Origin of the sequence: Flavobacterium sp. CG_23.5 (genome assembly GCF_017875765.1) — a bacterium.
Taxonomy (GTDB): Bacteria; Bacteroidota; Bacteroidia; order Flavobacteriales; family Flavobacteriaceae; genus Flavobacterium.
This window is the reverse complement of sequence record NZ_JAGGNA010000001.1, coordinates 708354-724538: the sequence shown is the minus strand read 5'-3', so window position 1 is coordinate 724538 and position 16185 is coordinate 708354. Positions and strand designations below refer to the sequence as shown.

The window sequence follows — 16185 nt, the reverse complement described above, 5'->3', positions numbered from 1 at the left end:
TTATAATATCATGTATTCAATAAATGGTGTAATTATTTGCTTAACCATACTCGCATCAAAGATAATAATCGTTCCACATCTATAGGCTTAGTAATATAATCATTGGCGCCAGCATCAATACATTTTTGCTTATCGTCTTTCATCGCTTTTGCGGTAAGTGCAATTATAGGCAATTTTTTGAACTTTATTTGAGATCGTATTCGTTGCATAGCCTCGTAACCATCCATTTCGGGCATCATGATATCCATTAATACCAAATCAATATTAGCATGATTATCCAACATTTCCAAAGCCTTTATTCCATTTTCAGCTTTTATTACCTCAATTCCACGTTCTTGTAATATTTTGGACAGAGCAAATACGTTTCGCATATCATCATCGACCAATAATATTTTTTTCGAATGGAAAATGGCCTCTTTATCATGCAAATTATTGATAATAGTTTGCTTTGATTTTGGCAAATTGCTTATGGTTCTATGAAGGAAAAGAGCCGTTTCATCAAGTAACCTTTCTTCTGATTTAATACCTTTTATGATGATACTTTCAGCATATTTCTCCAGCATATCATTTTCTTCTTTAGTAAGTTCTTTACCAGTATAAACGATAATGGGAGGGATGTTATGGCCTTTCTTCTCCTCTAATTTATGGATAAGGTCAAAGCCACTCATGTCTGGTAAACCAATGTCTAGAATAATGCAGTCAATGTGATTTTGCTCATATAATTCTAATGCTTCTGCACCAGTTCCCGCTTCAAAACATTTTACATCGCCATTACCAATGAGAATCTTCATTGCTTTTCTCGAATTCTCGCTATCTTCTATAATTAATAGATTTTTTATTTTTCGATTGACAAAATTTTCAATTCTGACAAATGCTTCTTCCAAATCTTTTTTAGCAATGGGTTTCATTAAGTATTCGATGGCACCTTCTCTTATTTGATCCAGTGAACGGTCATTTGCCGAAATTATATGCACCGGTATATGTCTCATCGATGGATTCGCTTTCAAGTCAAGCAGTACATCATGTCCGTTGATACCCGGTAATCCCATATCAAGAATTATGGCTTGCGGTTTGTATTTTGAAGCCAATACTAAGCCATCTTCTCCAGTTGCAGCCGACAAATATTTGAATCCTTTTTGTTTGGCTTGCATTGAAATAATAGCAGCAAACTTCAAATCATCTTCAACAATAAGCACAACTTTATCGTCTGAAGTTATTAAATCTCGGTCATCTTTTATCCCAGGGTAATTAAGATAATTTTCATCAATTACCGGGCGAGGCTGGTATCTAACGGGACTTATTCTACTTGTACTTATTGCGTGCTTTTCAGGAAATATCTCTAATGGAATAAGGAGAGAAAAAGTGGATCCTTCGTTTAAATTACTGCTCACCATAATTTCTGCCTCCAATAATTTGGCGAGTTCTCTCGATATGGAAAGACCTAAACCAGTACCTCCATATTTTCTGGAAGTACCGCCTTCCGCTTGCTGGAAAGCTTCAAATATGGCCATTTGTTTTTCTTCCTGTATTCCAATTCCTGTGTCGATGACAGATATAAGTAATGTATTTTCTGTATTTCTGTCAACGTTTATGGTTACACTTCCTTTTTCAGTAAATTTTATCGCATTGGATATCAAATTTTTCATAATCTGATTCAATCGTTGAGAATCTGTGCGGATAAAATCAGGTAATTCGCCGCTGAGATTACAAATTAACCTCAAGCCTTTTTGTTCCGCGTAATGTTTAAAATCACGTATAAGATCATTCGTAAACTTCTTTAGCGGGACTTTTTCAATATGAATAGCCATTTTTCCTGCTTCAATCTTCGAAAGATCCAGTACTTCATTAATCAATACCAGTAAATCGTGGCCACTTTTATAAATGATTTCAGCACTTTCTACCTGAATATCATCGAGATTTTGCTTTTTGTTTTCAGATAAATCTTTTGAAAGAATTAGTAAGCTATTAAGAGGAGTCCTTAACTCATGAGACATGTTTGCAAGGAATTCTGATTTATACTTGCTACTAATTTCAAGTTGTTTTGTTTTTTGCTCAATATCGTTTTTCGAAGCTTGGATTTCTTTATTCTTTATTTCTAAAGATTGAGTCTGTTCTTCCAGTTCTTCATTAGTCATCTGCAATTCTTCTTGCTGCTGTTTTAGATTTTGAGTTTGTTGCTCTAATTCTTCATTGAGTTGTCTAAGTTCTTCCTGCTGTATTTGAAGTTCTTCAGATTGATTGGAAAGCTCTTTATTGGCAAAACTTAACTCTTCTGCTCGTTTTTCTTTTTCCTCATTTTGGTAGGCTAGTTCTTTGTTGGCAATCCCTAATTCAGCTGCTCGTTTTTCTTTTTCCTCATTTTGGTAAGCGAGTTCTTTGTTGGCAATACCTAATTCTGCTGCTCGTTTTTCTTTTTCATCATTTTGATAAGCGAGTTCTTTATTGGCAATACCTAATTCAGCGGCTCTTTTTTCTTTCTCTTCACTTTGAACTTGCGTTTCTTCAAGTAATTCTTGTATTTGTTTTCGGGCAGTAGCTGAATTGAGGCTAATAGCTATGCTATCCATAGAGTTATGGATGAATTCTTTTTCAGTTTCAGAAAAATCTGTAAGGCTGCCTATTTCAACTACACCCACTGTTTTTCCTTCAAACAAAAAGGGAGTAATAAGTAAATTTTTTGGTTTAGTATTTAGAATAGAAGAAGTAATGCGTATTTGATCTTCCGGAATATCAGTTAAATAAATTTGTTTTTGTTCCCATGCAGCCTGACCAATCAGACCTTCATTAAGTTTGATATGTAGGGGAGTGCCACTAGGAGTTGAATAAGCATATTTTCCGCTAAGGGTAAGTAGGTTATCGGAATTAGTTAACTGATAAATTGCGCCAACATTTGCCTTGAGATAAGTGCATAAAAAACTAATTGCGTTGTTTGCCAGTTCTTCTATATTTTGGTCTCCTTTTAGTTTTTCGTTCAGTTCTGTACTACCTGTTAGTAGCCAGTTTTTACCTGCAGTTTCTAATTCAGCACCTTTAAGTGCTTTCAAATTGATGGTAACTATGTAAAATACAATGAAAAGCACAATAATAATAAGCATTAATAAAATGGCGAAAACTAAATTGAAAGTGTTAATATCATCTTTGCTGGCTTGTTTTCTTTCAGCTAGTAATGCAGATTCTATCCCCTTAGATGAATTTATTAATTTTCTAATTTCATCTTGTATTTTTTTTCCTTCTCCTGAGGCAACATATTGTCTGGATTTTTCAATCCCAATAGCTGATGGTACGATTTTGCGAAGGGCTATAGTTTTGTTAAAATGATCAAAACGAATTTTGAGAACCTTCCCTAATAGCGCAATATTCTTTTGGTGATTGGGATTGTCCTTTGTTAATTGCCTTACTTTTTCAAGATGCTTGATTGCAATTTTATTGGCGGATGACAAAGAATTTATAAAATTGATATCACCTGTAATTACAAACCCTCGTGCACCAGTTTCTGCATTAAGAGTAGAAACAAGGATTTGTTCAAATTCACTTAAGACTTCATTGGTATGGTTTATCAAAGTATTAGATGCGACTAATTTTTCACTATTTTTATAAGAGAAAATGGCAAGTACAAATATTACAATCACGCAAACAATAAATCCGATTACTATTTTTCTACCAAGAGTCATATTCATTTTGTTATTTGTAAATTTTATTAGGATTATTTCTTTTGGTGATCAATTTTTATCAGTAATTCAATTATTTTTTCTAAAGATAAAATATAATCTGGTGCTATTGCAGCAATAGCGGATGAAGGCATATAAGAAGATTCAGCTGTTAGTGGATCTTGAACTATGGCCAAGCCGCCGTATTTTTTTATTCTTTTTATCCCATTTGTTCCGTCATGATTAGATCCTGTAAGTACCACGCCAATCAATTTGTTCTTATAAGACTCTGCAGCTGATTCAAACAATACATCAATTGATGGTCTCGCAAAACTGACGCGTTCATCTATTGTTAGAGAAAAGGTTTTATCCTTTTCAATCAGCAAATGATAATTTGGCGGAGCGATGTAAATATTTCCGGGCTCTATTTTTTCTTTTTCATCCGCTTCTTTTACGTGGAGATTACTTTTTTCATTTAGTAATTTTATCCAATGACTATCTGAACGGGCATTAAGATGCTGGACTACGATAATTGGGATGTTGAAATCTTTAGGCAAAAGTGAAAACATGACTTTCATTGCGCTCATTCCACCGGAAGAAAGTCCAATTACAATTGCTTCATATTTCATTTTTTTTAATATTTCTTTTTAAATATGCGTTGTTTTTTATCCAACTCGATATATTCTTGATATAAATCCGTGAAATGCAAACTTTCTTTGGATCCCAAACATAAAACACCTCCATTAATCAGGCTGTTAAAAAATAATGTTTGTACTTTATTTTGTAAATTTTGGTCAAAATAAATAAGCACATTTCGGCATAATATTAAATGAACTTCAGCAAAGACGCTATCAGTTACTAAATTATGATTAGCCCAAACAATATTTTTCTTCAACGATTTATTCATTATAACATTGTCATAACTAGCCGTATAATAACTTGAAAAAGATTCTTTTCCTCCGGATAATTGGTAATTAACCGTATAATCTTTAATCATTTTATTGGAAAAAATTCCTTCTTTTGCTTTATCCAAAGCCATTTGGTTAAAATCGGTTGCATAAATAGTTGTCCTGTCATACAAACCTTCTTCCTGCAAAAGTATAGCCATCGAATAGGCTTCTTCACCTGTGGCACAACCTGCATGCCATATTTTTATAAAAGGATACGTTTTTAAAATAGGGATAACATTTTCTCGCAATGATTTATAGAATTCCGGGTCGCGAAACATTTCAGTGACTGTTATTGATAAATCCTGCAAAAGATCGGAAGCAAATGTTTCATCGTTCAGAACCATAGCTTGCATTTGAGAAATATACTCTAATCCGGTCATCGTCATCCTGTTCATTATCCTACGTCTGATATGGGCTTGCGAATACTGCCTGAAATCATAACCGTATCTTTGATAAATAGCTTCCAATAATAATGAAATTTCTATATCCTTGGTGTCTTTATCCTTCATTTTAAAGCGTAAATAATTCTTTGAATTGTTTTATTAGTACGTCAGGTGACGATCAAGGTTAAAACTGTAACCGTATTTGAAAGTTTTGAATTTTTTAAATTCTCACTCATCAAAAAGTATAGCTATTTAATCATGATCTATCTTGCGATTGAGATATTTATCGCTGAGAATTAATGAACTACATCCTTGCCATATACCACGTCAATTCTTTTTCAATTCTTTCGAAGTGAAAATAGGCGGTAATGTTTTTTTGAAGGCGTAAAAATGCAGTTTCACTTTTCACGACGTAATCAAAAGCTTTGTGATGCATACAACTGATGGCAACATCAATTTTATCTTGAGACGATAACATAACTACGGGAATATCAGGATTGAATTCCTTTATTTTATCTAATGTCTCAATTCCATTCATGGCAGTTTTATCAATACCATCGAGTTGATAATCCAGGATAATAACGTCCGGATTACTTGATAAATTAGCGATGCATAATTCACCCGTCGAAAATGTTTCTACACTAAAATCAGTATGATGAATAAATTCTATTTCTAATGATTTTAAAAAGACTGCATCATCATCTACTAAGAAAATTTTGATTTTTTTATCGTTTTTCACAATTATTTATTTTTAATTAAATTAAGTTCTTCTTCTAATTCTTCACATGCTTGTGTACATATATTCTCCAGTTGTTCAACAAGATCATGAATTTCATCGGCAATTTCTTGACTTTTGGCTAATTCTTGAATTTTTTTAGCCATGGTTTCAAAATTTGGATGAATTCCCATGATTGAAAATGACGGAATCATTTTATGCACGGTGGCCTGTAATAATGGCCAGTTTTTATTTTCTAAGCTATGTTTTATTGTCTTAATGAATGCAGGAGTTTCCGCTAAATAAAGGGAAATCATTTCCGACATCAATTCTGGATCCGATTTTGTACGTTTATTTAAATACAATAAATCAATACATTTTATCTTTTCACTTTTTTTATTTTCTGTTCCAATATTTTCGGCAAGCTTAATATTTAGCTTTTCAAGTTTTGGCTTTTTTAATAGTCCAACTATTTTACTGTACAATAATTTTTCATCAAGAGGTTTTGCAACATAATCATTCATCCCTACTGATTTGCATTTTGCTAAATCTACCGTCGTTACATCAGCAGTTAATGCGATTATCGGAATTTTTGAATTCATCGTGTTACGAATGTATTCTGTGGCTTCAAATCCATTCATAATTGGCATTTGTAAATCCATCAAAATTATATCGTACGTATTATTTTGTAGTTTTTCAATTGCAATTTTACCGTTTTCTGCAATATCGCGCTGAAACCCAAAATCATCTAATAATGTTTTCATTAGTAATTGATTCAGAGCAATGTCCTCTACAACTAACACTTTTATATTTTTTATTTCAGAATCAAGCTCTATCAGTTCATTTTGCAGTTGCGCATCGGCGTCTGTTTTTTGAAAACTTAAAGTAAAGCTAAAAGTGGTTCCAATATTTACACTACTTTTTACTCTAATTTTACCACCTTGAGGTTCAACTAATTGTTTTACAATCGCAAGTCCTAATCCTGTTCCCCCATATAACCTTGAGGTGCCACTGGTCGCCTGTTGAAAATTATCAAATATGGTGTCTATTTTTTGTTTAGGTATTCCTATTCCTGTATCATTAACAGCAAACTCAATTATTACTTTATCCTCATCTTCATGCAACATATTTACACTTACAGTAATGGTTCCTTTTGTTGTAAATTTTACAGCATTACTTACTAAATTTAAAATAATTTGGTGCAAACGAACTGGATCTCCAACCAAAACATCAGGGATTTTATTGTCGTATTCCGTAACTAATCTTAAGTTTTTCTCTTGAATCTTTGTTTCAAATAAATGGAGCATGGCGGTAATGGACGAATTCATTTTAAAAGGTGTTTTTTCAAATACCATTTTGCCTGCATCTACTTTAGCTAAATCTAATATGTCATTTATAAGTACAATCAATGCATCGCCACTCATTTTGATTGCATTTAAATATTCTTTCTGTTTAACAGTCAATTCTGTTTTTAAGACCACTTTCGTAAACCCAATAATTGCATTCATCGGTGTACGAATTTCGTGACTCATATTCGACAGAAACTGTTGTTTCGCCTTCACTGCATTTTCGGCAATTACGGTCGCAAATTCAGCGTTTATTTTTGCCTCTTCGGCAATTTCAGTAGCTAGTTCTGCAAAAAGTCGTGCTTCTATTGATTCTTTTTCAATTCTTTTCTGTTCTGTAATATCTCTGGCCACCACCACAACACCAAGTACTTTGCCTTGTTCATTTTTATATACCGAACCATTCAATAAAACATCGGTTAATTGATGATCTTTGATAGTTAGGGGATAATCAGCGATAAACCCTTTGTTAAAAACTTCTAGGTATCCTTTGCGGGCTTCTTCTGAATCAGTGAAATAATTAATGAAATCAGAACCAATTAATTTTTTACGGGAAACACCAGTTACATTAACAGATGCTTCATTAGTATCTGTTATTTTTCCTTTTGGGTTAATTGTAAATAAAGGATCACGACTTGCCTCAATTAAGCTTAAAGAATATTGAGACGCTAATTTCAAAGAATTGCTTAATACTTCCAGTTCTTTGTTTACAATTTTCTGTTTTTCTTTTTCATTATTTTGAAAAATAAGTTCTTTATTGGCAATTAGTAACTCTGCCGCACGTTTTTCTTTTTCATTGTTTTGAAACCGAAGTTCTTTATTCGCTATAACTAACTCATCTGCACGTTTCCCTTTTTCATCATTTTGATAAGCAAGTTCTTTATTGGCAATTACTAATTCATCTGCACGTTTTCCCTTTTCATCGTTTTGGTATGCTAATTCTTTGTTGGCAATAACTAATTCGTCTGCACGTTTTCCTTTTTCATCATTTTGATAAGCTAATTCTTTGTTGGCAATAACTAATTCATCTGCACGTTTTCCTTTTTCATCATTTTGATACGCCAATTCTTTATTGGCAATGACTAATTCGTCCGCGCGTTTTCCTTTTTCATCATTTTGATATGCCAATTCTTTATTGGCAATGACTAATTCGTCCGCGCGTTTTCCTTTTTCATCGTTTTGATAGGCTAATTCTTTGTTGGCAATAGACAGTTCCTCAGCACGTTTTTCCTTTTCATTATTTTGATAGGCCAATTCTATATTGGCAATAACTAACTCTTCCGCACGTTTTTCTTTTTCATCGTTCTGATAGGCTAATTCTTTGTTGGCAATCACGGACTCTTCAGCACGCTTTTCCATTTCATCGTTTTGGAAGGCCAATTCATTATTGGCAATTCGTAATTTTTCAGCCCATTTTTGCTCTGCGATATCTCTGGCAAAAATTACAGCACCTAGTACAATTCCTTTATCATTTTTATAAACGGCACCATTGAAAAATACATCCGTTAGTTTACCTTCTTTATGTTGAATGGTAAGCGAATAATTAGAAACTGCTCCATTTTTAAATATTTGCTGACAAGCTTCTAGTGCTTTTTGAGGTGCAGTAAAATAATTAAAGAAATCTGTTCCTTTCAGTTCTTCAGAAGACAACCCAGTAATGTTTGCCAAAGCTTCATTCATATCCGTAATTCTCCCTTCAATGTTAATAATAATTAAGGGATCTAAACTGGCTTCAATAAGACTTCTAGCGTATTGCAATTCTTGAGTTTGTATGATTTCTATTTTTATTTAAAAACTTTTATATGAATTATGTCAATTCTTTTTCCTCATTTTTAATACCAACTTCTTCAATCGGATTCCTTCTTTTATCTTTCAATTGTTTAAAATGGGAAGGGGAAAGACCGGTAACTTTTTTAAATTGACTTGATAAATGCGCGACACTACTGTAGTTCATTTTCCAAGCAATTTCAGTTATATTTAATTCACCGTAAATAATCAATTCTTTAATTCTTTCTGTTTTATGGGAAATAATAAATTGTTCAATTGTTGTTCCTTGTACTTCTGAAAATAAATTAGACAAGTACGTATAATCATGATTCAATTTTTGACTTAAATAGTCCGAAAAGTTAATTTTGATTGTTTCAGTTGAATGGTGAACCATCTCAATAATCACATTTTTTATCTTTTCGATAAGCATGGATTTTTTATCGTCCATTAATTCTAGACCTGAATTTACAAGTCCGATTTTCAATTGTTCGCGTTGACTCATAGTAATATTTTCCATGATTTCAACTTCGCCTAAATCAACAACAATAAAGTGTAGTTTGAGTTTTTTCAACTCTTCTTTCACTACCATTTTGCAGCGATTACTAACCATGTATTTGATATATAGTTTCAAATTAATTTTTTTATAGAGTTGGTGTAAAAATCAGTTTATTATTTTTGAGTTGTTTTATACAATTTTAAAAAAAAATTATATAATTCACGGATTGTTAATGTCCGCTTCGTTCTTTAACCATAATTTATAATCGATATTAATCATATTATTTATTGACGCACTATAACTTTTTGAGTGTTAGAAAAAAACCAGATTAAAGGTTTTTTACATACTATTCACTGAGAAAGCAATATTATGGCTACTTAATTTATGGTGCCTATACTAAGGAATTTTATTTAAAGTTATTTGTTTTGAAAAGTGTCCACCCAATCAAGGGATTTTATCGAGGAAACTTTGTTTTCCTCATTCATGGAAACCCTTAGTTCTTTATTTGCCACCTTTTTTGTGTATAAAGCTTTATAACGAAAAACGGTTGTTTTTTCATAAATGTTTTTATAAGCCTCCACTAATTGAAGGTCTTTAAAAGTTCCATAATATTGACGGAATTTGGTACATGTTTTTGTCAATTTTTCTTCCGTTGTGTTTTTAATTACGGATTGTGTTGCTTCACTTTCGTTAAAAGGTTTAAACTTGGAGGTGTTGCAAGTCATTAAAACTCTTTTACCTAATTCATATGCTTTAGATTTTTGATTTTCATCTATTGCCGAAAGGGAAAGTTTAACGATTTTAACTTCTACAGGTTCTGGAGTATTTGTAACTTTTTTCGATTTACAACCAACAAGCAAAAGGATGGACAAAACAAGAATTAATTTTTTCATAATTTATTTAATTTTTAATAAGATATTTGGATCTGGACAGTTTTCTAAATAATATGGGAGGTCATTTTTACTGCAAACTCCTGGATAATCGCCAAAATTATTGGATAAGTTTTTTATAATTTGAAAATGTAGATGAGGCGAGTAATCTCCATTTACCAATGCCGTTCCCAAAGTGGCTATTTGTTGACCTTTCTTATAAATATCTCCTTTTTGAATCTTGGAAATACTGTCTAAGGAAAGATGCCCATATAAGGTGTAAAAAACATGATTTTCAATTTTGTGTTCTAAAATAATAGTAGGTCCATAATCACCTAAACCGATATTATATTTGAAGCTATGAACTACACCATCTAGCGCCGCTAATACTGACGTTCCTGCTTTTATCCATAAATCCAGGCCAATATGAACATTGCGTTCATCAGTTTTTTGAACATTAAAAACAGTACTTCTTTTGTATAAATTCCGTACTTCATTATAACCACCAAAAGCTACTTTCGCATGTTTTTCTGTTAAATATTTTTCAATATATTCTTCAAAATCATTTGAATTGTCGATTTCTAGTTGTGAAAAAAAAGCATTCGAAACTGATAAATCTAAAGAAATGTATTTGTCATAGTCAATAGTTTCATCAATAACTTTTACATTTTGAATGTTTTCTAAGATAGTTTCAAGCATTTTTATAATTTAATACATTGTTGTCCGATAAAAAATCACGGAACGTTTATTTTTCTATTTATTTTGGCACTTCACGAGGTTTTAGCCTGCTTTAGCTTGTTTTTGAGTACTGTCTTGAGAATTTGATAAATGAAAAAATATAATTTTTAGTTTCATTTATCGAATTTTATCCCGTAGCCAAATAATCATCAAACAAACCTAATTGAACATCGTCGTCCCCGTCGAGTTTCCATTGTTTTTCGGGACTTTCTAAAAATTTAGTTAGATGAATATAGTTGAATAAATGAATTCTACAAAAACTTACTAAATTTGAAAAAGACCATTGTCTCTTTAGACTTTTCTTTATAACTCCTAATAAGAGATTTACTATTAAGACGCAATAAATTTGAATTTTAATAGCATTTTCATTGTCTCCTAAGAAATATTTTAGCGGGAAATTTTGCTTGATTTGTTTGAATAACAATTCTATTTGCCACCTTATTTTATAAAGTGCCGCTATTGTGTCTGCTCTAAATTCAAACAAATTACTAATAAACTCAAAGCTTCTTTTGTGTTCTCTGTCATAGTATTTTATTTTTCTTAATTTCAATTTGGTTTTACCACTTTCATTATTTACTCCAACCTCAATAATTTCGTCTGATAAAACACCGCTGTGAATGTTCCCTGGAATGTCATTCTTTTGGGTTACTTCGTACTTTGCATTGTCTTTTATTCGAGTTACAAAACCTGTATTTTGTTCGGAAAAATGTGCAAAAGCCTTATAATCAATGTATCCTTTATCGAATATATAAACAGTATGTTCATCGCATTTTAGCTTTTCTAAAAACTGATGGTCGTGAGTTGTTGCAGGTGTAAACCAAACTAAATTGGGAACTTTTTCATCGGCATTTATCACAGTATGCGACTTGATTCCGCCCTTGCTTTTTCCGTCAGCAGACTTTCTTCCAACACACTTTAAGATGTCTTTAAACAGGCTTATTGTGGTGCTGTCAACAATTTTAATCTTTTTCCCTAAGGCTATCTCAATTCGACTGTCCGATAAAACAAAGCTATGTTTCTCGAGCAGATTGTTATAAATTTCTTGAAAAAATTCTACTTTTCTACCCTTGTTTGCGTCTGCCAAAGTACTCTTTTTGGGAAGATGATTAATTCGAACTGTTTCCTCTTTACCTGATAAACCTACCATTCCCCCAGAAACCTCACGCAATGAATTACACTTTTCTAAACAGCAAAAAACCATACTAAACAAATGATCCTTGCATTTGAAATGTTTGACATACCTATCTGAATCATACTTTTTAACTGCTTTGCTAATCATCGAATCATCTATTAAAGAAATCAGCTGTCCGAAAACAGATTTACTCGAAAAATACTTATTTTTACCCATCGTTATTTGAATTTTGCAACTCTAAATTACGATTATTTTAAGAAGCCATTAATTTGGCTTCTTTTTTATCGGACAACAATGAATTTAATATTCTAATAAGCTCTAAATTTAAAATAAAAAATGCCAACATAAAAATTTTACGTTGGCATTGTAACTTTTAATTTTGAATTCAAAGTAAAAAGGTGATATTCACAAACGAGCACTTTGTAGTTTTTTAGAAGAAAATAAATAGCTGTTCGATTATTTTACGGCCAATAATTCTAAAAATTCAATAACAGGATCTTTGGATAGTAAGGTACCCGCATTTGCCATTAAAGCTTCTGCAATTTTACCTGCTAGATGCGCTTTTCTGCCAGCTTCAGTTTCAAATGTATCAAAAATTCCAAATGTGGAAGTTCCTATTTGCCAGCCATACCAGTTTACAGTGTCTGGTTCGTCTAAAACCAATGGTAATGCACTTTTTAAAAATGCAGCAACTTCATTTTCTTTTCCAGGTTTAGCTTCTAATCGTGCTAATAATGCATATTTTTCCATAATTTCTATTTTTGGTTAAATTAATATTTTATTGATAAAGTATTGTTTTAAGAATTATAAAAAAATAACAATTCATTAAAATCAAAATTTGCTTGACTTTGAACAAGGTCTTTTCATTATTTGTAAAAGGCTTAAAAATTGCATATTGTCCAGTTTAAAGTAATAGCAAGTTTTTAAGTAACGGTTAGGAAAAGTTTATAACTATTTTTTTAAGCTCAAGATGATAATTTTGTATTGTATAAATTTGATTAATTCTACTTTTTTTAGAGTTCTTAAACGTCTAGATATATTATAATTAACGACACTATATAATTTAATACTTTTCTTATAATAGCCATTTGTGAAATAACTTATTTTGCAAATTTTTTCGCCTTTACCGAAAATTGTTTTATAATTTTTATAGACTTTAGATGGCCTAATTTTTTCATTGTCTTTATTGGAAGAATTTTCCTTGAGTTAAAGCGATTGGATTGTGAAAATAAATTAAAAAAAAGCGTCTAGAAGTTGCAATATAATGAAGCTAACGACTTCTTTCTTTTATTTTTACTTTCAAAATTAAGCTTTGACAATCATTATACTGTTGTTATTACCTTCAATTAAACCTAGAAATGCGGTGGGTAATTGGTCAAATCCATTCACAATTGTTCGCGTAAATTTTAGTTTTCCTTCTTTGACCCATGTGGATAACTGCTTCATCCCTTCAGGAAATCCATCAAACCAAAATAAGCAATTAAATCGGTCATGCCTAATATACTTAAGTAGTAACTCAACTCAGGAACATTTTTATCGACCTTTTGTATCATATCATCTTTTGACATAAAAGTTTCCTTCCATTGAAATCTCCCTACCATTGTATCACCTATTTTAAATTTATCTCATTTGCTCTCTATCACAATTGCAACTGCACGACCTTCCAGATGTTCAAATATTTTAAAAGGTTCAACATATTATTTGGCATTATTCATTCGACCACGCATATAAGGATCTACTAATTAACATTTTCCTTTTAATAATACTTCCCCAGCATCTTTTTTATTTAAGGTGGTATTTTCAATTTTAAAATTCTTAATTAAGACTGTTCCGTTAGGTCTTGCTTCCATAATAATTTGCCTTGTTGTCATATTTTTGTAATTTAAAATATTGTATAGATGAAACACGCATTTAATATAAACAGAAAAAATATCGCTCTATTTAAAAGTTATAAAACATATTTTAAATAGAGCAATCCTATTAGATTACTCTAATAAGTTTTTTATTTACAAACTCACTAATTCCTAGCTCAGATAATTCACGTCCGTACCCTGATCCTTTAGTTCCTCCAAAAGGTAAATCCGGTTGTGTTGAAGTAGGGTGATTGATGAAAATCATACCGCTATCAATCTTATCGGCTATTTTTACGGCTCGTTTTATATCTTTTGTATAAATAGATCCTCCTAAGCCAAAAGGCGAATCATTTGCAAGGTCTATTGCTTCTTCTTCATTTTCGACTTTATAGAATGAGGCTACGGGGCCAAACAATTCTTCTTGAAAAGTAGGCACTCCCCGTTTTAAATTAGTTAAAATTGTAGGTTGCATAAAGGCACCAGCATCAGAAGCCCTTTTACCACCCACTAAAATTTTCGCACCTGCTTTCTCAAATCTTTTAACCTGTTCCAATATATTTACTAAAGCTTCTTCGCTGCTAAGGGGTCCTACTTGTGTATTTGGATCCATTGGGTCTCCAACTTTAAGGGCAGCGACTTTTTTAGTAAATTTTTCTAAAAACTCATCGGCTATGGATGCTACTGCAATAAATCTTTTTGAAGCTATACAGCTTTGACCATTATTGTTCATTCTTCCTGCAATAGCCATTTCTACAGCGGTATCGATGTCAGCGTCTTCCAGTACAATAAAGGCATCGCTACCACCTAATTCAAGAACTGAGTTTTTTAAATGTTTTCCTGCAGCTTCAGCAATACTTGAACCGGCACCTTCGCTTCCAGTTAATGAAACTCCCTTGATTCTTTGATCACTTACTAATGCTGTACTTCGCTTTCCTGAAATCAATAAATTTATGTAAAGTCCTTCTGGAGCTTTAGCTTCTGTAAATAAATCTTCAATTGCAATAGCACATTGAGGCACTATAGATGCATGTTTTAATAAAATTGTATTTCCTACCATTATATTTGGAGCGGCAAATCGTACTACCTGATAAAATGGAAAGTTCCAAGGCATCACACCAAATAAAACACCTATCGCGCTACTGCGAATAAACGCTTCGCCTGATTCAGGGTTTAATTTTTTATCGGCAAGAAATTCAGCACCATTATCTGCATAATAGTCCAATATATCTGCGCTTAAATCAATTTCCCATTCCGCTTGTGAAATAATTTTCCCCATTTCAAGAGTAATTAACTTGGCTAAGTCGCTTTTTCGTTTCCGCATTAGCGAGGCTACTTTACGTAATAGTTTAGCTCGATCTCCGTAAGAAGTTTTTTTCCATTCTTGAAAAGTGTTATTTGACTTTTGAAGTGCAGCTTCAATTTGCTCATCAGTCATTTCGTTGAATGATTTTACAACTTTGTTTGTTGCAGGATTTGTTGTTTGAATAGACATAAATTTATTTTTAATTTGTTAAAAAAGATTTAATCGTCCTTTTACTGAGATATAATAAGTAGAAACAGATACTGTGATTTGTAATAATTAGAAATACAGTATCTATTCCGAAGTTTTTAATCAGCTTTTTTACGGATTAAATTGAGTTCCATAAAATTAGCACTAAGTCCTTTCCTTTTTTCGTAATTAAATGTTAAAAGAAAAAAGCAGCAATATTAATTAATTCGCAAATTTTAACGAGTAATTATTTATTATTAAATCTCGAAAACGTCTATGTAATTACAAGATTGGTTTTCAGTTAATTAGCAATTTTAAGGTTTGCATTAAAACGTTAAAACGAAAGGTTGCGGTATGGAGTTTTGAGGCCGGTAACTTTTGTAAATCGTTATAAGAAATACATGATAAAACGTTATTTTTCTATTATTTATATGGACTTTAAAATAAAAATGAAAAGACTATTACTTTTTCGTAAGCTCTTAACATAGTTCGTATTATTTTCTTTTAATGCTATTCCTTAGTTGGAATTAAAATAGCCAATAAATTCACTTTAGATTGGCTTTTTAGATTACTTCATTAAAAAATACTAGTGTTTTTTAATTGTAACAACGGTACTAAAATTATCAACATTTTTCCTCTTTAACTATTACCATGAGTAAGAAGAATATCAAAACAATCATTTTCCTTTATATATATATATAGCCATGAGGACTTTATACCGGTTCTATATATTCAATAAAAACTTTAATCATTTTATTAGAATTATTTGTAGTTTCTATCTTTTTATAACAGTAAAAAAA

General features: G+C 31.7%; 13 protein-coding genes. All 13 read right to left on the bottom strand.

The genetic code is table 11. From position 1 onward, the window contains the following. Positions 1 to 32: 32 nt before the first annotated feature. Positions 33 to 3677, bottom strand: a complete 3645-nt coding sequence (locus tag H4V97_RS02970; RefSeq protein WP_209548858.1) for a response regulator — start codon at positions 3675 to 3677, stop codon at positions 33 to 35. A 26-nt stretch (positions 3678 to 3703) separates the two neighbouring features. Then, positions 3704 to 4276, bottom strand: a complete 573-nt coding sequence (locus H4V97_RS02965) for a chemotaxis protein CheB (RefSeq protein WP_209548857.1) — start codon at positions 4274 to 4276, stop codon at positions 3704 to 3706. A gap of 5 nt (positions 4277 to 4281) precedes the next feature. After that, positions 4282 to 5106: a CheR family methyltransferase gene (locus H4V97_RS02960; protein WP_209548856.1), complete on the bottom strand. Its 825-nt coding sequence runs from the start codon at positions 5104 to 5106 to the stop codon at positions 4282 to 4284. A gap of 178 nt (positions 5107 to 5284) precedes the next feature. Further along, positions 5285 to 5719 carry a response regulator gene (locus H4V97_RS02955; RefSeq protein WP_209548855.1) on the bottom strand — a complete coding sequence of 145 codons (435 nt, stop codon included), beginning with the start codon at positions 5717 to 5719 and terminating at the stop codon, positions 5285 to 5287. A gap of 2 nt (positions 5720 to 5721) precedes the next feature. After that, positions 5722 to 8799 carry an ATP-binding protein gene (locus tag H4V97_RS02950; RefSeq protein ID WP_209548854.1) on the bottom strand — a complete coding sequence of 1026 codons (3078 nt, stop codon included), beginning with the start codon at positions 8797 to 8799 and terminating at the stop codon, positions 5722 to 5724. 49 nt (positions 8800 to 8848) lie between these two features. After that, on the bottom strand, positions 8849 to 9418 hold the full coding sequence (locus tag H4V97_RS02945; RefSeq protein ID WP_196851037.1) for a helix-turn-helix domain-containing protein: 570 nt from the start codon (positions 9416 to 9418) through the stop codon (positions 8849 to 8851). A gap of 302 nt (positions 9419 to 9720) precedes the next feature. After that, the gene (locus H4V97_RS02940; RefSeq protein WP_209548853.1) at positions 9721 to 10197 is read right to left on the bottom strand and encodes a hypothetical protein; all 477 of its coding nucleotides are present in this window, start codon (positions 10195 to 10197) and stop codon (positions 9721 to 9723) included. A gap of 3 nt (positions 10198 to 10200) precedes the next feature. After that, positions 10201 to 10878, bottom strand: coding sequence for a peptidoglycan DD-metalloendopeptidase family protein (locus H4V97_RS02935; RefSeq protein ID WP_209550259.1), 678 nt, complete (start codon positions 10876 to 10878; stop codon positions 10201 to 10203). Between the two features lie 160 nt (positions 10879 to 11038). Beyond that, positions 11039 to 12259, bottom strand: a complete 1221-nt coding sequence (locus tag H4V97_RS02930) for an IS4 family transposase (protein ID WP_196851623.1) — start codon at positions 12257 to 12259, stop codon at positions 11039 to 11041. Positions 12260 to 12499: 240 nt separating this feature from the next. Continuing rightward, complete coding sequence (locus H4V97_RS02925) at positions 12500 to 12793, bottom strand: putative quinol monooxygenase (RefSeq protein WP_196851040.1); 294 nt, start codon at positions 12791 to 12793, stop codon at positions 12500 to 12502. A gap of 692 nt (positions 12794 to 13485) precedes the next feature. Further along, positions 13486 to 13644 (bottom strand): hypothetical protein, encoded by a 159-nt coding sequence (locus H4V97_RS02920; protein ID WP_209548852.1) that lies wholly within the window; start codon positions 13642 to 13644, stop codon positions 13486 to 13488. 141 nt (positions 13645 to 13785) lie between these two features. Then, complete coding sequence (locus H4V97_RS15930; RefSeq protein ID WP_255549324.1) at positions 13786 to 13914, bottom strand: hypothetical protein; 129 nt, start codon at positions 13912 to 13914, stop codon at positions 13786 to 13788. A gap of 109 nt (positions 13915 to 14023) precedes the next feature. Next, positions 14024 to 15388 (bottom strand): NAD-dependent succinate-semialdehyde dehydrogenase, encoded by a 1365-nt coding sequence (locus H4V97_RS02915; RefSeq protein WP_196851041.1) that lies wholly within the window; start codon positions 15386 to 15388, stop codon positions 14024 to 14026. Between the last annotated feature and the right edge of the window lie 797 nt (positions 15389 to 16185).